We start from the raw sequence: 22,922 nt of genomic DNA, 5'->3' as shown, positions 1-22,922 counted from the left end.
GAGACCGGCATAGACGAGATGGGACACTGAACAGAATGAATACGCCCTGGAACAAGCCGGTCGTCATATCGATCGGCGAGCCGCCGGCCGAAACCGCGATCGAAACGACGCAGGCCGCCGCCTGGGCAATGATCGAAGACTGGCCGGTCGAGGATGGCACGGCCCTCGACCGGGCGCTTGACGTCTGCGCCGCGGTGGATGCCGGAAAACGCAAACCGGAAGAGGCCAGAAAGGCCTTCGTTGAGGCGGCTATGGAAGCGCACATCCTGATCCGCGCCTGAGCCTTCCGCCAGATTGATCCATGTCATCCCCAATACCGAACCAGGCTGCTCGCTCCCTCGCCGGGACAAGCGCTAGGTGCCGCGCTCGCCGGTTATGCAAAGAAAGGCGTTGACAGGCGCGCGGCCGGTTAGGGACAAGCAAGGGCGACTTCATGCTTTGCGCTGTTCGCGGCAGGCGTCGAAAATGAGGATGGCCGATCGATTTGAACGGCAGAATGATAACAGGGGATTTGAGAGCATGACCGATTTCGATGCGGTGCACGAACGCCGGGGCACCGGCAGCTCGAAATGGAGCAAATATCCGGACGACGTGCTGCCCATGTGGGTCGCCGACATGGATTTCCCCGCAGCACCTGAGATCGTCGATGCGATCCGCAACCGGCTCGAACATCCGGTGCTCGGCTACGGCGTCGCCCGTGAAGAACTGCGAGCCCAGATCATCGCCGACATGCAGGAAAAATACGGCTGGACCGTCTCGCCCGACGAGATCGTCTTCCTTCCAGGCGTCGTGCCCGGCTTCAACATGGCGCTGCACGCGATGCTCAAGCCTGGCGACGGCGTGCTGGTCCAGACACCGGTCTATCGTCCCATCCTCGAAGCTCCAGCGACCTGGAACCTTGTCCGCCGCGATGCGCCGCTTGTGCCGGCTGCCGATGGCTATGTGATGGATACAGAGGTTCTGGCGACGCAACTGGCGAAGTCGAAGGCGCTGCTGTTCTGCAACCCGCACAACCCCACAGGCAAAGTATTCACGGCGGAAGAACTGAAGACGATCGCCGATCTCTGCCGTCAGAACGATACGTTGATCATCTCCGACGAAATCCATTGCGACCTGGTGTTCGACGGCCGCCGCCACGTGCCGATCGCCACGCTTTCGCAAGATGCGGCAAACCGCACGATCACCCTGATGGCAGCCAGCAAGACCTATAATATCGCCGGCCTCAAGACCGCCTTCGCGATCGTCTGCAACAAGGCGATCCGCGAAAAATTCAACCAGGCGCGGCTCGGAATGGTCGACAATGCCAATATCATCGGGCTCGAGGCGACGCTTGCGGCCTTCTCGAAGGCTGGCGACTGGAAGACACGGATGCTCGCCTATATCGAGGCCAACCGCGACTACCTGTCGGCCGAAATCACGCGCCGATTCCCAAAGATCAAGCTCATGAAGTCAGAAGGCACGTTCCTCGCCTGGCTCGACTGCACGGAACTCGGCCTGAAGCCGGATGCACAGAGCTATTTCCTCGAGCACGGCAAGGTTGGCTTCAATGCCGGATCGGACTTCGGGGAGGCCTACGGCAACTTCGTCCGCGTCAATTTCGGATGCCCGCGTACCCTGCTTGAGGAGGGTCTCAGCCGCATGGAACGCGCAATCGGTCGGAACACCTGATCGCTGTCATTCGGTTGGACGATAGGAGTTGGCCGCCGACGGAACCCATCCGCCGGCATCGTTGACACGGGTGAAGATCAGACGATCCCACCGCCACCGCTGGCGGAGGCCGGGCGCTCCGCCGCGACCCGTTTCCGATAACCGCTGGCCCGATAGGTAGCGACCGGATCGATCGCTCCGCCCGCTCGGCTGCGAGCCTCGGCCAAAATCGGCTCGACATCGGTGCGATAGGCGCGTTTCAACGTCTCGGAGGCCATAAGCGCATCGTTGTCCTGCTGGAAGCCATCGAGCGCGCCCCGATCGACCAGCAATGCCTGGGCATAGGCGCGGCGGATCTCGTTGGCGCTGGAAATCAGGCTTTCGATCGGATCGGTAACGTTGTGCGACTGATCGATCATATGCGCCGGGCGGAAATCCTTGATCCCGCGATGTTCGGCATCGACCAGTTCGTTGAAGACCAGGAAGAGGCGGTAGGGCTCGATCGCGCCGGCATCCAGGTCATCGTCGCCATATTTGGAATCGTTGAAATGGAAGCCGCCAAGCTTACCGAACTGGATCAGCCGCGCCACGATCATCTCGATATTGGTGTTCGGCGCGTGATGCCCCAGATCAACGAGGCAGAAGGCTTTCGGCCCCAGCGTATTGGCGATCAGGTAATTGGTGCCCCAGTCCTGCACGACGGTGGAATAGAAGGCGGGCTCGTACATCTTGTGTTCGGAAAACAGCCGCCAATCGCCCGGCAGTGCCTTGTAGATCTCCGCCATCGACGCCAGGTAGCGCTCAAACATCCGCGTGAAATGGCTCTGCCCCGGAAAGTTCGAGCCGTCGCCGATCCACACCGTCAGCGCCTTGGAGCCGATCGCCCTGCCGATCTCGATACATTCGAGATTGTGCTCGATCGCCTGGGCGCGCGTCGCTGCATCCGTATGGCTGAGCGAACCGTATTTATAGGAATGCGCCTGCCCCGGCGCATCGGAAAACGTGTTCGAATTCATCGCGTCGAAACCGAGGCCGAGCGCATCGCCCTTGGCGCGCAACTCCTTCGGGTCCGCTTTGTCCCACGGGATGTGCAGCGAAACGGTGGGGGTCGCCCGGGTCAGCTGGTGAATGACGGCGCAGTCGTCGAGCTTGTCGAAAATGCCGCGCGGTTCGCCCTGACCGGGGAAGCGGGCGAACCGCGTGCCGCCGGTGCCGACACCCCAGGAGGGCACGGCGACAAAGAACTTTTCGACCTCGCCGGTGATCTTCTCGATATCGATGCCGCGCCGCGACAGGTTTTCGCCCAGTGCGTCGTAATCGGATTTGAGGGCGCTCAAGCGATTGTCGTTTTCGGCGGCGATCACGTCGGTCGCGATCTTGAGTTCAGTCATTTGGTCCTCCCATCAGTTCTTTGTCTCTTCTCCCCAGCGGGGGTCCGAAGGACGGGTCGAGACCAGCGGCTCGACCCCGGTTCGTGGCCCGAAGGGTCGGATGAGGGGCGCCTGCCGCAGATTCGGCCTTTCGCTTTTCGCTCAAGGCGTCGCTACGCTCCTCCCCCTCATCTGCCCTGTCAGGCATCTTCTCCCCGCCGGGGAGAAGAGAGCACCTTACCGCGTAAAGCTCTGCGCGTTGCCCGCATCGACATTGATGATGTTGCCGGTCGATTTCGCCGATGCGTCCGAAGCCAGGAAATAGATCGCCTCGGCAATATCCTCCGGGAAGACGTTGAGCTTCAGCAGCGACCGCTTGCGGTAGTGTTCCTCCAGATCGCTGACTTCGATCTTGGATGAGGCCGCCCGCTGTTCGCGCCATTCGCCGTTCCAGATTTTCGAACCCCGCAGCACCGCATCCGGATTGACTGTATTGACACGGATGCCGGCATCGGCGCCTTCCAGCGCCAGGCAGCGGGCGAGATGGATTTCGGCCGCCTTGGCGGTGCAGTAGGCCGACGCATTCGGAGAAGAGGCAAGCCCGTTCTTTGAAGCCACGAAGACGACATTGCCGCCGAGATCCTGGCGGCGGAACAACCGGAATGCCTCACGCGAAACAAGAAAATAACCGGTCGCCAGGATGTCGATATTCTTGCTCCACATGGCAAGCGTGGTTTCCTCGACCGGCGCGGAAGAAGCGATCCCGGCATTCGAGACCAGGATATCGACGCCGCCGAATTCCACGCAGGCCTCGGCAAACGCAGTGATCACCGCATCCTCGGTCGTCACGTCGAGCAGGACCCCACGCACCGCATCCTTGCCGAAGGACTTTTCGAAATCTGCCCTGGTCGTGTCCAGCGCGCCGCCATCGATATCGGCAAGCACCACGCAGGCACCCTCGCCCATCAGCCTGGCGGCGGTCGCCCGCCCGATGCCGCCGGCGCCGCCGGTGACGAAGGCCACCTGCCCGGCAAGGCTCTTGGGCTTCGGCATGCGCTGCAGCTTCGCCTCTTCGAGCAGCCAGTATTCGATATCGAACGCCTCCTGTTCCGGAAGCCCCTGATATTCGGAAACGGTGGACGCGCCGCGCATCACGTTGATCGCGTTGACGTAGAACTCGCCGGCAATGCGGGCGGTCGCCTTGTCACGCGCAAACGACAGCAGGCCGACGCCGGGAATGAGAAAGATGACCGGATTGGGGTCGCGCATCGCAGGCGAATTGCCGTGTTTGCAAGTCTCGTAGTAGCGCGTGTAATCGGCACGATAATCTTCGAGCGCCTTGTCGAGCGCAGCAATCACCGCATCGACATCCGGCTTCGCCGGATCGAAATCGACGATGAGCGGACGGATTTTTGTGCGCAGGAAGTGGTCCGGGCAGGATGTGCCGAGCGCACCGAGCGGCTTCAAATCCTTGGAATTGACGAATTCCAGCACCGCGTCCTGATCGTCGAAATGGCCAAGCTTGCGCTCCGCCTTGCCGATCCGGCCGCGGATTTCCGGCATCAGTTTGGCAACGATCGCCCGGCGCTCCGGCGCGGGCAGGCTCTTTGCCACCGCACCGCCGAAGATCGTCTTGCCTTCCGTCTCCTTCGCGAACCATTCGATCGCCTTGTTGATGATGTCGAGCGTCAGCTCGTAGCAGGCCTTGGCGTCATTCGCCCAGGTGAACAGCCCGTGGCTTTCCAGCACGACGCCCTTGGCATTCGGGTTCGCCTTGACGAACGCTTCGAGATCAAGCCCGAGCTGGAAACCCGGCCGCCGCCAGGGCAGCCAACCGATCTCCGCGCCAAAAATCTGCTGCGTCAGTTCTTTCGAGTTCCTGGAGGCAGCGATCGCGATGATCGCATCCGGGTGCATGTGATCCACATGGGTGAACGGCACGAAACCATGCAGCGGCGTATCGATCGAAGCGGCTCGCGGATTGAGATTGAAGGTGCAATGCGGCAGGAAACCGACCATCCGGTCCTCGTCCTCGACGCCCTTGTAGAGGCCTTTGAGCGCTTCCAGCTTGTCCATGTAGAGGGTGGCGAAACCGTCGAGCTTGATCGTTCCGACATCGCCGCCCGACCCCTTCACCCACATGACCTTCACTTTTTCGCCGGTCAGCGGATCGGTTTCCATCACCTTGGCCGAGGTATTGCCGCCACCATAATTGGTAATGCGTTTGTCGGCACCGAGAAGATTGGAACGATAGAGCAGCTTGCCGGGCTCATCGAGCTTGGCGGCTTGAACATCATCCCAACGGTTTTCGAGAAGGCGGGTTTGGCCCGACATCGCTTGTCCTCCCAACGTGTTTCGGCTCACGGCGACGAGGCGGCCGCCATCTCCCTGTTGTGGGTATCGCGCATTGCTGCGCCCCCTGTCAATCATAAACGATCATAAACTTTCATTGTGCAGCGCAATAAAAGCGAATTTGATCGTTTCTGATTGACATCGTAAATTTTCCAGCATTAGTTATCGGTTAGGAGGAACCCATGCACGAACGTGAACGCCATCGCATCATCTTGAGCGCTATCCAGGAAAAGCCCGTCATCACGGTGCAGGATATCGCCGAGTTGACCGAGGCATCGGAAGCGACGATCCGGCGCGACATCGCTTCGCTGCACGTTCAGGGCAAGCTCCGGCGCGTCCGGGGCGGGGCGGAAGCCATGCATCCGCCGCAGATCGGCCAGCTTGCCGCCCGATCATTCCGGGTGTCGGAATCGGTCAATATCGACAAGAAGCGCGCAATCGCCCGCCGCGCAGTCGAACTCTGCGATGAAGGCGACAGCGTCATCATCAATGGCGGCACGACGACGTTCCAGATGGTGCATTTCATGTCGGCTCGACGCCTGCAGGTGATGACCAATTCGTTCGCGATCGCCGAACATCTGGTCAAGCATTCGAAGAACACGGTGACGATACCGGGCGGCGCGATCTACCGCGAACAGAGCCTGATCCTGTCGCCCTTCGACAATGACGCGATCCGCAATTTTTATGCCCGACGCATGTTCATCGGTGCGCAGGGGGTCGGGCCGCTCGGGGTGATGGAAGCCGATGCGCTGGTGATCCAGAGCGAACAGAAGCTCATGCATCAGGCTGAAGAACTGATCGTGATGGTGGATTCGTCGAAGTTTTCGCGCCGATCGAGCCTCATCCTCTGCCCGCTCGACCGGGTGACGACCGTCATCACCGATGACGGCGTGACCGACGACGCCGCACGGATGATCGAGGACGCCGGCGTCAAGCTGATTATCGCCGGTGCCGTTTCGGCGGACATCGCCAAGGAGGATTCCTCGTCGGCCGCGTGAGGAGCGACCGGCGGGAGAAGATTGAACGATCAACTGGGAGGACTAACCATGAAACTTGCAAAGAAACTCGCGCTCGGCGTGGCGCTCGCCTTCGCCGCAATGACGACGGCGGCAAGCGCCGCCGACATAAAGATCGCGCTTGTCGTCAAATCGCTCGGCAACGGCTTCTTCGAAGCGGCCAACAAGGGCGCCCAGGAAGCCGCCAAGGAACTCGGCGGCGTCCAGGTCATCTATACCGGCCCGACCTCCACAACGGCCGAAGGCCAGATCGAAGTGATCAATTCGCTGATCGCTCAAGGGGTGGACGCGATCGCCATCTCCGCCAACGATCCGGATGCCGTCATCCCGGCACTGAAGAAGGCCGCCCAGCGCGGCATCAAGGTGATCTCCTGGGATTCGGCGGTGGCCAAGGAAGGCCGCATCATGCACTTGAACCCGTCTTCCAACGAGTTGATCGGTAAGATGTGCCTGACGCTCGCCAAGGATCATCTGGATGGCGGCAAGGGCGATTTCGCCATCCTGTCGGCCACCACCACTTCGACGAACCAGAACACCTGGATCGCCGAAATGAAGAAGCAGCTCAAGGATTTCCCCGGCCTCAACCTCGCCACGACCGTCTATGGCGATGACCTCGCCGACAAGTCCTACCGCGAAGCCCAGGGCCTTCTGAAGTCGCAGCCGAACGTCAAGGTCATCGTCGCGCCGACCACAGTCGGCGTGCTCGCCGCCTCGCAGGCCGTCAAGGATGCCGGCATGATCGGCAAGGTCTACGTGACCGGCCTCGGCCTGCCGTCCGAAATGGCCGGTGCCATCAAGTCCGGCGCCACCAAGGAATTCGCCATCTGGAACCCGATCGACCTCGGTTACTCGGCCACCCAGATCGCCTATCACCTCGTCAAGGGCGATACCGACGCCAAGCCCGGCTCCGCCATCAAGGCCGGCCGCATGGGCTCGATCAAGGTGGGCGACAATGGCGAAGCCGCCATGGCCGACCCGTTCGTCTACAACGCCAAGAACATCGACGAGTTCTCCAAGATCTTCTGATCTGGAGAACTCGACTTGCCGGCAGGCGCGAGCCCCCTCATCCGCCTGCCGGCATCTTCTCCCCGCTGGGGAGAAGATGTTTGTCGCGACGCTTCCGTTCCTCCTCTTCCCTCGGGGAGAGCGTGGCCGAGCGAAGCGGAGGCGGGTGAGGGGGCGACGACGCCTCCACGCCCACGATTTTTGCCATCGGAAAACGGCCCCGCATAATGAACGGCGTTACCCAAATTCAAGACCGATCGCCCCAGCTGGCACCAACGACGGAAGCAGCACCGATCCTGGAAATGCGCGGCATCAGCCAGATCTTTCCCGGCGTCAAGGCACTCGATGGGGTCAGCATCAAGCTTTATCCCGGCCAGGTGACGGCACTGATCGGCGAAAACGGCGCCGGCAAGTCGACGCTCGTAAAGATCCTGACCGGTATCTACCGCCCCAACGAGGGCGAGATCCTGATCGACGGCGTACCCACCACGTTCACGAGCGCGCAAGCCGCGATCGACGCCGGCGTCACCGCCATCCATCAGGAAACCGTGCTCTTCGACGAGCTGAGCGTCGCGGAAAACATCTTTCTCGGCCATGCGCCGCGCACCCGGTTCGGCACGATCGACTGGCGGAAGATCAATTCCGGCGCCAAGGCCCTCATGCTGCAGCTCGAAAGCGAGATCGATCCGACGATCCGACTGCGCGACCTGTCGATTGCCCAGCGCCATCTCGTGGCCATCGCCCGGGCGCTGTCCGTCGAGGCCCGCATCGTCATCATGGACGAGCCGACCGCCGCCCTCTCCCGCAAGGAGATCGACGACCTCTTCCGCATCGTCGAGAACCTGAAACGCCAGGGCAAGGCGATCCTCTTCATCAGCCACAAGTTCGACGAGGTCTACGAGATCGCCGAGAACTTCGTGGTCTTCCGCGATGGCCGCGCCGTCGGCCAGGGCCGATTGAAGCAGACGCCCCAGGACGAAATCGTCCGGCTGATGGTCGGCCGCGACGTCAAGGATGTTTTCCCGAAGGTCGAGGTCAAGATCGGCGCGCCGGTATTACGCGTCGAGAACTACTGCCACCCGACCGAATTCCGAGACATTTCCCTGGAGCTTCGCCGCGGTGAAATCCTCGGGCTCTATGGCCTGATCGGCGCCGGACGTTCGGAACTCTGCCAATCGCTGTTCGGCATAACCCGCCCCTCCTCCGGCCGGCTGGTTCTGGAGGGCAACCCGCTCGACATCCGCTCCTCGGGCGATGCGATCCGCGCCGGCATCGTCTACGTGCCGGAGGAGCGCGGCCGTCATGGCCTGGCGTTGCCCATGCCGATCTTCCAGAACATGTCGCTGCCGTCACTTGGCAAGACATCCCGCTCCGGTTTTCTGAAAGCTGCCAACGAACTGGCGCTCGCCCGCAAATATGCCGAACGGCTGGACCTGCGCGCCGCCGCCCTTTCCGTGCCGGTCGGCACGCTTTCCGGCGGTAACCAGCAGAAGGTCGTCATCGGCAAATGGCTGGCGACGCAGCCGAAGGTGATCATTCTCGACGAGCCGACCAAGGGCATCGACATCGGCTCCAAGGCTGCCGTGCATGCCTTCATCGGCGAACTCGCCGCCGAAGGCCTGTCGATCATCATGGTGTCCTCGGAGCTTCCCGAAATCCTCGGCATGTCCGACCGGGTGATGGTGATGCGCGAAGGCCTGGCCGCCGGCATGTTCGAGCGTGAGGCCTTGAGCGCCGAAGCGCTGGTCCGCGCCGCAACCGGCAATCAGTGAGGAGAACCAGATGAACCGCCTCCTGAAGAACCGCGAAATCCTGCTGACCATCATCATTGCTGCGATGATCGTCGGCTTCTCCACCCGTGCGCAGGGTTTTGCAGCCCCCGGCAACCTCGCCAATATCTTCAACGACACCTCGATCCTGATCATCCTGGCGCTTGGCCAGATGACGGTGATCCTGACCAAGTCGATCGACCTTTCGGTCGCCGCCAACCTTGCCTTTACCGGCATGGCGGTCGCCATGACCAATGCCGCCTATCCCGGCCTGCCGCTCGCCCTGCTCATCGTCATGGCGGTCGGCATCGGCGCCTTTCTCGGCGCGATCAACGGTTACCTCGTCTGGGCGCTGCGCATCCCGCCGATCGTCGTCACGCTCGGAACGCTGACCATCTATCGCGGCATGGCCTTCGTGCTGTCGGGCGGCGGCTGGGTGAACGCCCACCAGATGGCACCCTCCTTCCTCAACGTTCCCCGAATGCCGGTGCTCGGCCTGCCGATCCTCTCCTGGATCGCGCTTCTCATCGTGCTCGGCGCCTGGTTCGTGCTGACCCGCCTGCCCTTCGGCCGCGCCGCCTATGCATCCGGCGGCAACCCGACCGCGGCGATCTATGCCGGCATCGATATCGGCTGGACCAAGTTCCTTGCCTTCGTCGTATCGGGCGCGCTCGCCGGCCTTTCCGGTTATCTCTGGGTGTCGCGTTATGCGGTCGCCTATGTGGATATCGCCGCCGGTTTCGAACTGGACACGGTTGCGGCTTGCGTGATCGGCGGCATCTCGATCGCCGGCGGCATCGGCTCGGTCGGTGGCGCCGTGCTGGGCGCGCTCTTCCTCGGCGTCATCAAGAACGCGCTGCCCGTCATCGGCATCTCGCCGTTTGCACAGATGGCGATCTCCGGCATCGTCATCGTGCTCGCCGTCGTCTTCAACGCCCGCGCCGAACGCAAGGCGGGCCGCATCATCCTGCGCGATCGGGGTGCCAAGGAGGTGTCCGCATGAGCGACCTCGTTTCCTCGAAACGTATCATCCCCGATCGGCTCGGCAGCAGAACATCACGCCTCCTGGCAAGCTGGGAAGTGCTGCTCTTCGGCGTGGCTGTGCTGATCTTCGTCTTCAATTCGTTCGCCTCGCCTTACTTTCTGAATGCCTGGAATCTCTCCGACGCCACCTTCAACTTCACCGAAAAGGCAATGATCGCCTTTGCCATGGCGCTGCTCGTCATCGCCGGCGAGATCGATCTGTCGGTTGCTGCGATCATCGCGCTCGCCTCGACCGCCATGGGTGCGGCCGCCCAGGCCGGCATCGGCACACCGGGACTGGTAGCGATCGGCATCGGCACCGGCCTTCTCTGCGGCGCGTTCAACGGCCTGCTCGTCGCCGGCCTCAGACTGCCGTCGATCGTCGTGACCATCGGCACGATGAGCCTCTTCCGCGGCATTTCCTATATCGTGCTGGGCGATCAGGCCTATGGCAAATATCCGGCAAGTTTTGCCTATTTCGGCCAGGGCTATGTGGCCTGGGTGTTCTCCTTCGAATTCGTGCTGTTCATCGTGCTCGCCATCCTTTTCGGCATCCTCCTGCACGCCACGAATTTCGGCCGGCAGGTCTATGTGATCGGCAACAACGAGTTCGCGGCGCGCTTTTCCGGCATTCCGGTGGAGCGGGTGAAGTTCATTCTTTTCCTCCTGACTGGCGTAATGGCAGGCGTCGCGTCCGTCTGCCTCACCTCCCGCCTCGGCTCGACCCGCCCTTCGATAGCACAAGGCTGGGAACTCGAAGTCGTCACCATGGTCGTGCTTGGCGGCGTCTCCATCCTTGGCGGCGCGGGCACGATCGCCGGCGTGGTCATCGCCGCCTTCGTCATGGGGCTTGTCACCTTCGGGCTGGGGCTGCTCAACGTGCCCGGCATCGTCATGTCGATCTTCGTCGGCCTGCTCCTGATCATCACCATCGCCATCCCGATCATCGCCCGCCGCATCAAGGAAATGAGCTGATGACGCTCGAAAAGCACGCCTTCAAGATGAAGCTTAATCCCGGCATGGAAGCGGAATACCGCAGGCGCCATGACGAGATCTGGCCGGAGCTTGTCGATCTCCTCCACCAGGCGGGCGCCAGCGACTATTCCATCCATCTCGACCGCGACACCAACACGCTGTTCGGCGTGTTGACGCGACCGGCGGACCACACGATGGCGAGCCTGCCGGACCATCCGGTGATGAAGAAATGGTGGGCCCATATGGCCGACATCATGGAAACCAATCCGGACAATTCACCGGTCCAGAGCGATCTGGTGACGGTCTTCCACCTGCCATGACGAAGCCGGAAAAGATCGTCGTCCTCGATATCGGCAAGACCAATGCCAAGGTCGTCGTGCTCGACTGCACGACCGGCGAGGAGATCGCCGAAAGGCGCGCACCGAACCGGGTTCGGCCGGAGCCGCCCTATCCGCACTACGATATCGAAGCGCTTTGGAGCTTCGTGCTCACAGCGCTGTCCGACTTTGCCAATCACCCCGGCTTCGATGCAATCTCCATCACCACCCATGGCGCATCGGCGGTACTTCTTGACGCCGAAGGTGGACTGGCCATGCCGGTGCTCGATTACGAGCACGAATATCCGGAAGACATCCGCAGAGCCTATCAAACGATCCGCCCGCCCTTTTCGGAAACCTTCTCGCCGTCCCTGTCCGGCGGCCTCAATGTCGGGGCGCAGCTTCATTACCAGAAGACCGCGTTTCCCGAAGCCTTTGCCCGTACCCGCACCATCCTCACCTACCCGCAATATTGGGCGTTTCGGCTGACCGGCGTGACGGCAAACGAAGTCACCTCGCTCGGCTGCCACACCGATCTCTGGCGGCCGCGCGAAGGCACCTATTCCCCGCTGGTCGATGCGCTCGGCATCCGCGACCTGATGGCGCCGGTCCGTTCGGCCTTCGATACGCTCGGTCCCCTATTGCCGGACATTGCAACCCGGATCGGCCTCTCGACACCCATCCCGGTCCATTGCGGCATCCACGATTCCAATGCCTCGCTGCTCCCGCATCTGGTGGGACGGGAACCGCCATTCGCGGTCGTCTCCACCGGCACCTGGGTCATAAATTTCGCGGTCGGTGGCGATCTCGACCATCTCGATCCCCAGCGCGACGCACTTGCTAATGTCGACGCCTATGGCCGCGCCGTGCCCTCGAGCCGTTTCATGGGCGGCCGCGAGTTCGAGACGCTGACAGCGGAACTCGGCGCACTTTCGCCGGAAGCTGCCCTTGCAGCCGTGCCGGATGTCATCGAAAGTGGCCTGATGCTGTTGCCGAACATTGCCGCCGGCTCCGGCCCCTTCCCGGGCCACGAACGGCAATGGATCAACGACACCAATGCCTCGACCGACCAGCGCTGGGCGGCGGCCTGCCTCTATCTCGCGCTGATGACGGAGACCTGCCTCAACCTCATCGGCGCCAAGGGACCGGTTCTGGTCGAAGGCCCTTTCTCCGCCAATCCGGCCTATCTTCAGTCGTTGACGGCTCTGCTCGGCCGCCAGGTGGGCGCCCTCCCCGGCTCGACCGGCACAAGCCAGGGCGCAGCACTTCTGGCAGGCATCTCGCCAAAAACCAAGCCCGGCCGTGCCGTGCCCGCGCCGCCATGGGACATTGTAGCCTATCGCAGCGCCTGGCACGAAAGGCTGGGGCGCTGATCAGCCCGCGCTGGCCGGCCGCCGGTTGCGGCGAAGGCGCCGCCCGGTCTGTTCCTCCAGGGCATTTTCCAGAATGCCGAGCCGCCGTTCGGTGATCTCGGCGATCTGCGCCGGATCGCCGGATTCGATCGCCTGCAGCATGATCTCGATCAGTTCAAGCGACAGCGTAAGATCCGCGCGGGTGTGCAGGGTTCGGTGCCGCATCGGCTCCACCCATTGCAGCAGTAGCTCCATCAGTTCCAGGACAAGGCTGTTGCGGGTCGCCTGCGCCAGGGCGAGGTCGAACCGCATCGTGGCGATGATGATCGAGCTGATGTGTTCGGGACTGCTTTTGGTCACATCCGGCGGCGGCAGCGCATCGCGGCCGAACCGGATCGCCTCCCGCATCCGGTCGAAATCGGCATCCTCGGCATATTGCGAGGCGATCTGCGCCACCCAGGGCAGGATCAGCCGGCGCACTTCGATCGCCTCGTCGATATCGCCCGGCCGCATGTCCGGCCTCGGCACGATCAGGTCGAGCGGCACGATTTCGCTGCTGACGAACGTACCGCCGCCGGCGCCCGGCCTAACGGTCAGAATATTCGCCTCGACCAGCAGCTTCACCGCTTCGCGGACGGTCGGGCGGCTCACCTGCATCTGCTCGGCAATGCTGCGTTCGGAGGGAAGGCGGGAACCGAGCCGGAAAAACCCGGTCCTGATGGCATCGGCAAGCCGGCGCGCCACCTCTTCGTTCGGAAGCAGCAGTTTGACGGGCTGAAAATGTCTATTCACCGGCACCTCCTATCCTGCTCAGACGGAAAGCACTTTTCCGGTGTTGAGGATGTTGTTCGGGTCAAGCGCCAGCTTGATGCGCGCCATCAGCGCCAGTTCCTCCGGCGAGCGGGAGAGCGTCAGATAGGGCTTCTTCAGGAGGCCGATGCCGTGTTCGGCGGAAATCGTGCCGCCCTCCCGCGCGATCGACCCGAACACGAGTTCGGTAATCTCCTTGTGTGGCTGGTCGTTGCCGGCCGACTGGATGTTGCAGACGAGATGCAGGTTGCTGTCGCCGATATGGCCGTAGCTGAGCGCGATCGCGTCCGGCCAGCGGTCTTTCATCGCCGCTTCGATCTCCTCGACCACCCGGCCGGCGGCACTGGTCGGCAGGCCGACGTCGAAGGCGGTGAGCGGCCCCATCAGCTTGCCGTATTCCGATACGCTTTCGCGTACTGCCCAAAGATCCTTGGTCTCACGCTCGGAGGACGGCAGAACCGCATCCGAAACCCAGCCGGCTTCCAGCGCATCGGACAGCACCTGCTCCAGCAATGCCCGGTTTTCCTCGGCATTGCGTCCACCGGTTTCGATCAGAACATAGATCCCGTGCGATTCCTTGAAGGCGCGGCGCAGGTCCGGCAGCTTGCCGGTCATGAAGTCGTAGAAGCTCGGCCACATCACCTCGAAGGAGGTGAGCGCTGATCCCATGTTCTGACGGGCGCTTTTCAGAAGCTCCAGAAGCGAGGGAAAATCCGGGCAGCCGCAGAAGGCGCTCGCAAGTTCCGCCGGCTTGGCCTGCAGGCGCAGCACGGCGCGGGTGATGACGCCGAGCGTGCCTTCCGAGCCGATGAACAGCTGCTTGAGGTCATAACCCGCATTGTTCTTCAGCATCTTGTTCAGCGATTTGACGATCGTGCCGTCCGGCAGCACCACTTCGAGGCCCAGCACGTGTTCGCGCGCCATGCCGAACCGGATGACCCGGTTGCCGCCGGCATTGGTGGCGAGGTTGCCGCCGATGACGCAGGAATCCCGGGCTCCGAGATCGAGGCCGAAGAACAGCCCGGCCTCTTCCGCCTTCGCCTGGATGATGCTGAGCGGCGTGCCCGCCAGAACGGTCATCGTCGCCATCACCGTATCGACTTCCTCGATACCGTTCATCCGATCGAGCGACAGCGCCACGCCGTTCTCGATCGGCCGCGCCCCACCGGCAAGGCCGGTCAAGCCGCCCTGGGGCACGACCGGCACCTTGAACTCGTTGCAAAGGCGCAGCGTTACGGAGACCTGCTCCGTCGTGCGCGGCCGCACCAGCGCCAGCGGCACGACCGGCGCGAGGCCGCCCCAATCGTTGTGGAAGCGAACCGGGATATCGTCCCCGAAAAAGACGTCGGGAGCGAGTTCGCGCGCGAGCGCCTGGATGAATTCGTGTGTCATGAAAAGCCCTCACCTCGGAATGCCATCGGATAAAGGTCAGTTTAACTGCCATCTTCGGTAAAACAAGAATACCAATGGATTTTTCTCGGCAGAGCGTGGCGCGAACGCCTCCGCAATCGAATACCGCGTGCGAAGGCGAGCATTCGATGGCGAACACTGCTCTGCAGAGGCTCCCAACGAGGCCTACAAAGGGATGGGATGCGGCTTGGCGAAATGGCAGGCAGCCAGGTGGCCGCTGGCGGTTTCCAGAAGCGGCGGACGTTCCGTCCTGCAAACCGGCTGGACGATCGGACAGCGGGTATGGAAGCTGCAGCCGGTCGGCACATTGGCCGGGCTCGGCACATCGCCCTTCAGGATGATCCGGGATCTCCGTGTTTCCGGGTCAGGCTCCGGCACCGCCGAGAGAAGCGCCTGAGTGTAAGGATGGCTCGGGAAATCGTAGATCCGCCTTTTAGGCCCGATTTCAACGATCCGGCCGAGATACATGACCGCGACCCGATCCGCGATATGGCGCACCACCGAGAGATCGTGGGCGATGAAGAGGTAGGAGAAACCGCGGCTTTTCTGCAGGTCCTGCATCAGGTTGACGATCTGGGCCTGCACCGAGACATCGAGCGCGGATACCGGTTCGTCGGCAACGATGAACTGCGGATCGACCGCAATGGCGCGAGCGATCCCGATACGCTGCCGCTGGCCGCCGGAGAACTGGCGCGGATACCGGTCCATGAAGGTCGGCGACAGCCCCACCTGGATCATCAGTTCGGCAACACGATCGCGGCGCTGCTTCCTCGTTTGCACCAACCCGAAGATTTCCAGCGGTTCCGCAATGATCTTCGCAACCGAGCGCCGCGGGCTGAGCGACCCGTAGGGGTCCTGGAAGATCATCTGCATGCGCGCCCGCATCTGGCGCATGTCGTTGGAATTGAGACGCAGGATATCGACGCCGTCAATGGCGATTTCGCCTTCGCTGGCGTCTATGAGCCGCAACAGAAGCCGCCCGAGGGTGGATTTTCCGCAACCCGATTCCCCGACCAGCGCCAGCGTCTCACCGCGCTTCACCTCGAAGGAAGCGCCGTCAACTGCCCGCACGCTCGGCAGGGAACGGCCGAAGACCAGGCCTCCGGCCTCAGAAAAGGTCTTGCCGACGTCCCTGACGACGACGAGGTCATCTCCGTCCACAGCGCTCATGACGTTGCCTCCGCCGCGACCCAGCAAGCCGCCTTCTGTCGCGGTGTGATTTCAAGGAGAGGCGGCGTCTCCAGGGCGCATTTGTCGATGCGGTCGGGACAGCGCGGGAAGAACGGACAGCCCTGTTTGATCGTGCCGGGCAAAGGCACCATGCCGGGGATCTGGTAGAGGCGCGTATTCTCGTCCTTCAGCCGCGGGATCGATTGCAGCAGGCCGCGCGTATAGGGATGTTTCGGGCTGCGGAAGATCGTCTTGACGTCCGCATCCTCGACCACCCTGCCCGCATACATGACGATCACGCGCTCGCAGACATCGGCAATGACGCCGAGATCATGCGAGATCAAAAGAATGGTCGTATTCAGGGTGCGCCGGATCTTGTGCATCAGTTCGAGCACCTGCGCCTGGATGGTCACGTCGAGCGCGGTGGTCGGTTCGTCGGCGATCAAGAGCTTCGGATTGCAGGCGACCGCCATGGCGATCATCACCCGCTGTCGCATGCCGCCGGAAAACTGGTGCGGATAGGCGCCGAGACGGCGCTCCGGATCGGGAATGCCGACCAGCTTCAGTAATTCAATGATGCGCTGGCGGCGCTCCTCGCGGCCCATCTTCTCATGCAGCTTGATCGCCTCGCCGATCTGGTCGCCGATCGTCATCACCGGATTGAGCGAGCTCATCGGCTCCTGGAAGATCATCGCGATGTCCCGGCCACGGATCTCCGGCATCCTGGAGCGCGGCAGGCCAAGCAGATCGACGCCCTCGAACAGGATCCGCCCCGTCGCTATGCGCCCCGGCGGGCTGGGGATCAGCCCCATCACCGCAAGCGAGGTCATCGATTTTCCGGACCCGGACTCGCCGACGATGCCGACCGCGGCACCGGCGTCAATGCTGAAGCTGACACCTTCCACCACACGCACCGCCGTACCCTTCGGGCCGAACTCGATCGAGAGATCCTCCACGTTCAGCAGGGGCCCGGGATGAACGGAGGCAACCGGCTGCTGTCTGGACAACGAAGGAGCAACCGTCATCGCGTCGTCTCCGGATCGAGAACATCGCGCACCGCATCGCCCATAAGGTTGAACGACAACACGACGCAGGTGATCGCAAAGCCCGCCGCGATGATCGGCCAGGGCGAACCGAACAGGTTGTTCAGCCCGTCCCGGATGATATTGCCCCAGCTCGGATTGGGCGCACGGGTGCCGATGCCAAGGAAGCTCAGCGACGCCTCGAGCCGGATTGCGGACGCGACCCAAAGCGTCATCAAAACCAGGATGGGTGCTGAGATATTCGGAATGACATGCCGGATGATGATCGTCGGCGTACGAAGGCCGACCGCAACGGCGGCTTCGATATAAGGCTCCTGCTTCACCGCCAGCGTCGAGGCCCGCGCCACCCGCGCAAAACCCGGAATGAAGGCGACGGTGATGACGGCAATGATGTTCCAGAAGGCGCCGCCGAGCACCGCCGCGATCATGATCGCCAGGAGCAGTTCCGGGAAGGCCAGGAGAAGATCGACGACCCGGCTGATCACCCGGTCGACGACGCCGCCGAAATAACCTGCCGTCACCCCGAGTATGGTGCCGAAGAAAGCAGCAAGGGCAGGCGAGATCAGCCCGAACAGCAGTGAATTGCGCGAGCCGTGGATCATCCTGGACAGCACATCGCGACCGAACTGGTCGGTGCCGAGCCAATGCGCCCAGGACGGTTGCTTGTTGATCGACAGGACGCTTTGCGCCAGCGGATCGTAGGGTGCCAGCCAGGGCGCAAGGATCGCGACGAGCAGAAAGATCACCACAACGGAGAACGCGAAGATCGTCGAGGCCTGGCCGAAGAACATGTCCTTGAGCAGGGCTGTCCCGCTGGGTTCGGGCGCAATTGCATGCTCGACATCGTCAAGTGCAGACAGGGTACCGACGGAGCCTGGGAGTATTGTCATTACTTCACCCGAATTCGTGGATCGATGACGACATAGAGGAGGTCCATCATCAGGTTGACGAAGACCACCAGCAGCGCGAAGACTACCACTCCGCCCTGGATGACGCCGTAGTCTCGTTCGGTAATCGACTGGATGAGCAGGCGGCCGATGCCGGGACGATTGAAGACCAGTTCCACTGCGACGGAGCCTGACAGGGTCGCTAGCAGGCTCAGTCCCATGCCGGTCGCGAGCGGCAGCAGGGCATTGCGCAGCGCGTGGCGGTAGATCACCCTGTTTTCGCGCGCTCCCTTGGCGCGGGCGGTGCGCACGTAGTCCTTGCCAAGGACTTCGAGCACCGAGGCACGCGTGAGGCGCCCGATAAAGGCCGCCTTGACAAGCGCCAGCGTCAGCGCCGGCAGGAAGAGGTGATGGAGGATATCGAAGAACCCGCTTCCGGCCCCGTTGATCGGAAACCACCGGAGGTTCAGCGCAAACCCGATCAGGAACAGCGCCCCGAGATAAAAGTCCGGAACCGCATATCCCACGAGAGAAAAGATCCGCATGCCGGAATCCGGCAGTTTTCCCCGCCTGACGGCCGCGAGCACCCCGAACGGTATGCCGATCACGGTGCCGAGGATCATCGCCGCGACGGTCAGCTGGATCGTGTAGGGCAGATTGCGGGCGATGAGATCGAGGACCGGCGCGCCGTTCATGTAGGACTTGCCGAAATCGAGCGTCAGCGTGCCGATCAGGAAGTTGAAATATTGCTGCCAGATCGGGACGTTCAGCCCCATTTTCTCCCGGAACTCGGCAAGCTGCTCCGGGAGAGCACCGTCTCCCAGAGCAGCGATTGCCGGATCTCCCGGGAGAATGCGCATGGCGATGAACACGAGCGTCAGGACCAACCAGATGGTCGGTATGGCGTCGGCTAGCCTGTAAAGCATGTACCTGCCCATTGGCCTGTCACCCGTGCTTTGAAGCCCTTAGGCTTTTTTCGTGGCGCGATGGAAACGCCAACGGGCGTAACCGCTCTTGACCTTGTAGCCCATGTCCAGCCGTGCATTGCGAGCGACGGTGAAGGACAGGGTGGAAAGCCCGATCAGGGGCAGGTCGCGCAGTACCTGCAGCTCGATCTGCTTGCAGGTGTCGACGTAGGTCTTGTAGTCGGTCGCCATCAACGCCTTGTCGAGCAGCGCATCGATACCCGGCATGGCGGTCCCGTAATGGCTGTAATTGCCGCCACCCTTGCCGTCGGACTTCACTTCCGATTTCGACGAAAGCTGCTGGAAATAGAGCTGCGTCGGGATCGGCGGATAGCTCGACGAATGCATGGCAAGCGTGTTCTTGTCGCTGCGATTATCGGCGTGATAGGCCGTGTGGTCGCCGATCTTCAGGTTCATGCGCAATCCGACAGCGCGAAGCTGTTCCTGCACGATCAGCATGGTCGAGGAATAGTCCTCGCGCTGGCTGCAATTGCTGTCGAAATCGAAGCCGTTCGGGAAACCCGCTTCGGCCAGCAGCGCCTTGGCCTTCTTCGGATCGTACTTGTACTGCAGTTCGGGCGGCAGGTCGGCGGTCTTGAAACCGGCAGGAAAGAAATCCGGCTGCAATCCGGCCATGAAACCACCCATCGGCTTCAGGGCATCGGCGACTGCCTGCCGATCGATCGCATACATCACCGCCTGACGAACCTTCAGGTTGTCGAAAGGCTTGCGGGTCAGGTTGATGTGCAGCGTGTTGAAGGATCCCGGTATCGTCATGTCGAATTTCAGGGTCGGATCGCGCTGCAGCATGGAATCCACCCAGCCCGGCGCACGCACCGCCTCGATCAGGTCGACGTCGCCGGAAAGGAGCGCCAGGGTGCGGGCCGTGGTATCGGCAATATAGACGCATTCCACGCCGGCGATCTTCGCCTTCTGGCCCCAATAACCCTCATGGCGTTTCATCGCCGTGCCCCATTCCGCGTCGAAACGCGTAAGCTCGTAGGGACCCGTGCCGACCGCGTCGGTCATGAACTTTTCGGCGCCGATCTTGTCGAAGGCTTTCTTGGAGACGATCGAGGTATTGTTGGAAAAGGCAGTGGTGCCGAGGAAATTCACGTCCGGAGACTTGAGCTGAACGGCAACCTCGTAGGGCCCCTTGGCGACCACGTCGGCGACATTCGCCATGATCGTCTTGTTGGTGCCGTCGGTGATTGCCCGCTTGAAAGAAAAGACCACGTCGTCCGACGTCATCTCGCCGTAACCCTTGTGGAACTGGACACCCTGGCGAAGCTTGAAGGTCCAGGTTTTCGCATCAGGCGATGCGGACCATTCGGTCGCCAACGTCGGCACGTATTTGTCCGGCGTCGTGGCGAAATCGCCGTCTTCGGGACGCACCAGCTGTTCGTAGATCTGCTCTGTGGCCCAGTTGTCGGAGCCCTGCGTCGTCTGGTTCGGATCGCTGGTGCGCGGCCCGTTGGCGGCAATCCCGATCCGCACCACGTCGGCACTCGACGCTGCGCGGGCCATGCCTGTTCCCACTACGCTCAGGGCCGTCGCCGCTGCGGCGAGCTCCAGGAATTCTCTTCTGTTCACGTTCATCATCTCCTCCCAAAGACAAGTTACGTTCGCCGCTTGTCCAACTCGGCATCCTTGATCATCAGGCCCAGGCCCGCCCCTCCCGGCACCTTGAACTTGCCGTTTTCGGGCTTTGGCGGGTTCTCGAAGGCCACCTGCATCCGTGTCGACGGATCGGCGAATTCGGCCGGTTTGGTATTGTGCATCAGCGTCGCCAGCACATGCAGGTTGGCCGTATGGGCGATCGTCGGCTGGGTCTGGTGGGGCACGAGTTCGACAGCGTGCGCGAAGCAGATCGCTGCGCATTGCATCAGGCCGGTAATGCCGCCCATCTTGATGATGTCCGGCTGCACCATCCGCACGCCGGCGTTGATCATGTCGACCACCGCCTGCGTGGTGTAGGATTGCTCGGCCGCCGACACGGTGATGTCGAGCCGCTGCGCCACCTCTCCCATGGCGCGGACGTTGTAGTGCTGCACCGGCTCCTCGAACCAGATGTAGCCGAGCTCCTCCAAAGCCCGGCCGACCCGGATCGCGCCGCCGACCGAATATTGATTGTTGGCATCGAAGGCGAGCGGGAAGTCGTCGCCGACCAGCTTGCGTACTGCCTTCGCCTTGGCGATATCCCCGGGAATGTCGTAATCCTGCCGGGTACGGTCGCCGTCCCAACGGATCTTGATCGCCGCCGGCGTTTCCGATTTCCAGCGTGCCTCGACCGCCTTCACGGTCTCGTCCAGGGTGCGGCCGGCATTGCCGCCGATCGAGGAATAGAAGGGCAGTTCGGTGCGCCAGGCACCGCCGAGCAGCTTGTAGATCGGCTGATTGAAGACCTTGCCCCGGATGTCCCAGAGCGCGATATCGAGCGCCGCCAGCGCCCCGGTCACAGCGCCTTCCGGCCCGAGCTTCACATATTTATGCAGAAGCTTGTCGTAGAGCACCGCGTGGTCGAGTGCATCGGCACCGATGAGCGACGGCGCGAAATCCCTGACGACGCCGAGCGAATGCTCGCCGCCCATCATCGGCGACGCCTCGCCGTGGCCGACAATGCCCTCCACCGTCGTCACCCGCACGACGGCGCTTCGGCGCCCCGGCGGCTCGTTCGGCTCCCACATGACCTGAAAAGCTTCGACTGATTTGATTGTCGTCGGCACTGGCACGATTAGGTATCCACAAACCTGGAAAACGATTGCCCCAAGGGGCCGCTAAAACCCGTCACGACGGGTGCCGGTAGGCTAGGCGCTAAAGGCTCGCGTCTCTGACATCCTCGAAATCCTCCCTCTCCTTATCGGGCACTTTGGAAGCGCCTCTCCTCCAACCGAAGCATCACTTACTTTGCATCCGTATGCAAGCAACTTTACCGTTAAATTTCGGGCCGCCCCGAAAAGGCCCAGACAGCCCACTCCTAAACGTTCTCGTAGCCATAGATTTGCGTCCGCAAAAAGCGGGCCACGAGACGTCCGTCGGCGCGAAGGAATTCCTCGCTCTGGAAATAGTGCTTGCCGTTCCTGACCCAGGCGTCCGCTATTTTGCCCACCGTCGTCAGTCTCTGCCCCGGCCGAACGCAGGCGAAATGCTGCGCCTCGACAGCCGTCAGCACGATTGCGGACGGGAACCGGAAACTGTTGTGCGTATCGCCCATCGCAAGCCGCATCATGCATCCGGGATGCACGATCGCATCTCGCGCGTGCAGGACATGATGCTCGTCGAAAGCCGAGAGGGATCGCCTGAAATCCTCATCGGTCAGCACCCTGTCGACGGTCGTCAACGGCATTCCGGGCCTCAACTGGCCGATCGAGACTGCCGGTGTCGGATCAGGACGGGGCAACACCGCGAAGGCTGAAAGGTCCGGAAGCGACGGCGACAGGTCCGGCAAGCCGATCCAGCCGCTTGCTACCTCCTCGCCGTCCATGTTTGTCGCCACGATGGCGGATCTGCGCATATCGGCATCGCCCGAAAGCGCCGACGCGCTGATCGTCAACCGGTCGCCATTGTAGACCGGGCGCCGGAAACTCGCGCCCATGCCGCCGCGTTCCAGCCAGGCGAGACCCCACGCCTCCACCGCCACGCGGCCGATATGGCCATAAACAAAGGCACCGGGAACCAGCGCCGCCTTGTAACCCCGCGCCCGCGCCACCGCATCGTCGTGAATGCTGCCCTTGTATCGCGGGTCGTCGTCGAGGCGGATATCGACGAAGAGGCTGCGCGGAAAGAGCGCTTCTGTCTCTGATTTCATCGG

General features: G+C 62.3%; 20 protein-coding genes. 9 read left to right on the top strand and 11 right to left on the bottom strand.

All coding sequences use genetic code 11. From position 1 onward, the window contains the following. Positions 1-35: 35 nt before the first annotated feature. Positions 36-281: a DUF982 domain-containing protein gene (locus tag ABCW43_RS25805; RefSeq protein ID WP_345929780.1), complete on the top strand. Its 246-nt coding sequence runs from the start codon at positions 36-38 to the stop codon at positions 279-281. A gap of 238 nt (positions 282-519) precedes the next feature. After that, positions 520-1,668 carry a MalY/PatB family protein gene (locus ABCW43_RS25800; protein ID WP_345929778.1) on the top strand — a complete coding sequence of 383 codons (1,149 nt, stop codon included), beginning with the start codon at positions 520-522 and terminating at the stop codon, positions 1,666-1,668. 77 nt (positions 1,669-1,745) lie between these two features. Here the strand turns inward: ABCW43_RS25800 and rhaI are convergent, their stop codons facing one another. After that, positions 1,746-3,038, bottom strand: coding sequence for an L-rhamnose catabolism isomerase (gene rhaI / locus ABCW43_RS25795; protein ID WP_345929776.1), 1,293 nt, complete (start codon positions 3,036-3,038; stop codon positions 1,746-1,748). A 216-nt stretch (positions 3,039-3,254) separates the two neighbouring features. After that, positions 3,255-5,351 (bottom strand): bifunctional rhamnulose-1-phosphate aldolase/short-chain dehydrogenase, encoded by a 2,097-nt coding sequence (locus ABCW43_RS25790; protein WP_345929774.1) that lies wholly within the window; start codon positions 5,349-5,351, stop codon positions 3,255-3,257. A gap of 200 nt (positions 5,352-5,551) precedes the next feature. On the opposite strand from ABCW43_RS25790, the gene ABCW43_RS25785 reads away from it, so the two are divergent. The 7 genes from ABCW43_RS25785 to ABCW43_RS25755 all read left to right on the top strand — a co-directional run bounded on the left by ABCW43_RS25785 (position 5,552) and on the right by ABCW43_RS25755 (position 12,847). Beyond that, positions 5,552-6,367: a DeoR/GlpR family DNA-binding transcription regulator gene (locus tag ABCW43_RS25785; protein ID WP_345929772.1), complete on the top strand. Its 816-nt coding sequence runs from the start codon at positions 5,552-5,554 to the stop codon at positions 6,365-6,367. 48 nt (positions 6,368-6,415) lie between these two features. Then, positions 6,416-7,411, top strand: coding sequence for a rhamnose ABC transporter substrate-binding protein (gene rhaS, locus ABCW43_RS25780; RefSeq protein WP_345929770.1), 996 nt, complete (start codon positions 6,416-6,418; stop codon positions 7,409-7,411). 206 nt (positions 7,412-7,617) lie between these two features. Further along, a complete protein-coding gene (locus ABCW43_RS25775; RefSeq protein ID WP_445739004.1) occupies positions 7,618-9,162 on the top strand; it encodes a sugar ABC transporter ATP-binding protein in 1,545 nt (514 codons plus the stop codon). 10 nt (positions 9,163-9,172) lie between these two features. Next, positions 9,173-10,162, top strand: coding sequence for an ABC transporter permease (locus ABCW43_RS25770; RefSeq protein ID WP_345929768.1), 990 nt, complete (start codon positions 9,173-9,175; stop codon positions 10,160-10,162). Next, on the top strand, positions 10,159-11,157 hold the full coding sequence (locus tag ABCW43_RS25765) for an ABC transporter permease (protein ID WP_345929766.1): 999 nt from the start codon (positions 10,159-10,161) through the stop codon (positions 11,155-11,157). Before ABCW43_RS25770 ends, ABCW43_RS25765 begins: the two co-directional genes overlap by 4 nt. Continuing rightward, positions 11,157-11,477 (top strand): L-rhamnose mutarotase, encoded by a 321-nt coding sequence (gene rhaM, locus ABCW43_RS25760; RefSeq protein ID WP_345929764.1) that lies wholly within the window; start codon positions 11,157-11,159, stop codon positions 11,475-11,477. The genes ABCW43_RS25765 and rhaM overlap by 1 nt, the downstream gene beginning before the upstream one ends. Then, entirely contained in the window at positions 11,474-12,847 is a 1,374-nt protein-coding gene (locus tag ABCW43_RS25755; protein WP_345929762.1) for an FGGY-family carbohydrate kinase, read from the top strand. The genes rhaM and ABCW43_RS25755 overlap by 4 nt, the downstream gene beginning before the upstream one ends. On the opposite strand, the gene ABCW43_RS25750 is transcribed toward ABCW43_RS25755, so the two are convergent. The 9 genes from ABCW43_RS25750 to ABCW43_RS25710 all read right to left on the bottom strand — a co-directional run bounded on the left by ABCW43_RS25750 (position 12,848) and on the right by ABCW43_RS25710 (position 22,919). Beyond that, positions 12,848-13,618: a FadR/GntR family transcriptional regulator gene (locus ABCW43_RS25750; protein WP_345929760.1), complete on the bottom strand. Its 771-nt coding sequence runs from the start codon at positions 13,616-13,618 to the stop codon at positions 12,848-12,850. Positions 13,619-13,636: 18 nt separating this feature from the next. Continuing rightward, positions 13,637-15,028, bottom strand: a complete 1,392-nt coding sequence (locus ABCW43_RS25745) for an FAD-binding oxidoreductase (RefSeq protein ID WP_345929759.1) — start codon at positions 15,026-15,028, stop codon at positions 13,637-13,639. 183 nt (positions 15,029-15,211) lie between these two features. Further along, positions 15,212-16,216: an ABC transporter ATP-binding protein gene (locus ABCW43_RS25740; RefSeq protein ID WP_345929757.1), complete on the bottom strand. Its 1,005-nt coding sequence runs from the start codon at positions 16,214-16,216 to the stop codon at positions 15,212-15,214. After that, positions 16,213-17,241: an ABC transporter ATP-binding protein gene (locus tag ABCW43_RS25735; protein ID WP_345929755.1), complete on the bottom strand. Its 1,029-nt coding sequence runs from the start codon at positions 17,239-17,241 to the stop codon at positions 16,213-16,215. Before ABCW43_RS25735 ends, ABCW43_RS25740 begins: the two co-directional genes overlap by 4 nt. Then, entirely contained in the window at positions 17,238-18,149 is a 912-nt protein-coding gene (locus ABCW43_RS25730) for an ABC transporter permease (protein ID WP_345929752.1), read from the bottom strand. Before ABCW43_RS25730 ends, ABCW43_RS25735 begins: the two co-directional genes overlap by 4 nt. Beyond that, on the bottom strand, positions 18,149-19,072 hold the full coding sequence (locus ABCW43_RS25725) for an ABC transporter permease (protein ID WP_345929750.1): 924 nt from the start codon (positions 19,070-19,072) through the stop codon (positions 18,149-18,151). The genes ABCW43_RS25730 and ABCW43_RS25725 overlap by 1 nt, the downstream gene beginning before the upstream one ends. Before the next feature lie 39 nt (positions 19,073-19,111). Then, entirely contained in the window at positions 19,112-20,704 is a 1,593-nt protein-coding gene (locus ABCW43_RS25720) for an ABC transporter substrate-binding protein (protein ID WP_345929748.1), read from the bottom strand. Between the two features lie 26 nt (positions 20,705-20,730). Then, positions 20,731-21,843 carry a mandelate racemase/muconate lactonizing enzyme family protein gene (locus tag ABCW43_RS25715; protein ID WP_345929746.1) on the bottom strand — a complete coding sequence of 371 codons (1,113 nt, stop codon included), beginning with the start codon at positions 21,841-21,843 and terminating at the stop codon, positions 20,731-20,733. Between the two features lie 245 nt (positions 21,844-22,088). Further along, positions 22,089-22,919: a MaoC family dehydratase gene (locus ABCW43_RS25710; protein WP_345929744.1), complete on the bottom strand. Its 831-nt coding sequence runs from the start codon at positions 22,917-22,919 to the stop codon at positions 22,089-22,091. Positions 22,920-22,922: the final 3 nt, after the last annotated feature.

Origin of the sequence: Neorhizobium tunisiense, assembly GCF_039631515.1 — a bacterium.
Lineage (GTDB): Bacteria > Pseudomonadota > Alphaproteobacteria > Rhizobiales > Rhizobiaceae > Neorhizobium.
Note: the sequence above shows the minus strand (reverse complement) of the source record. Positions and strands in the feature narration are given on the sequence as shown.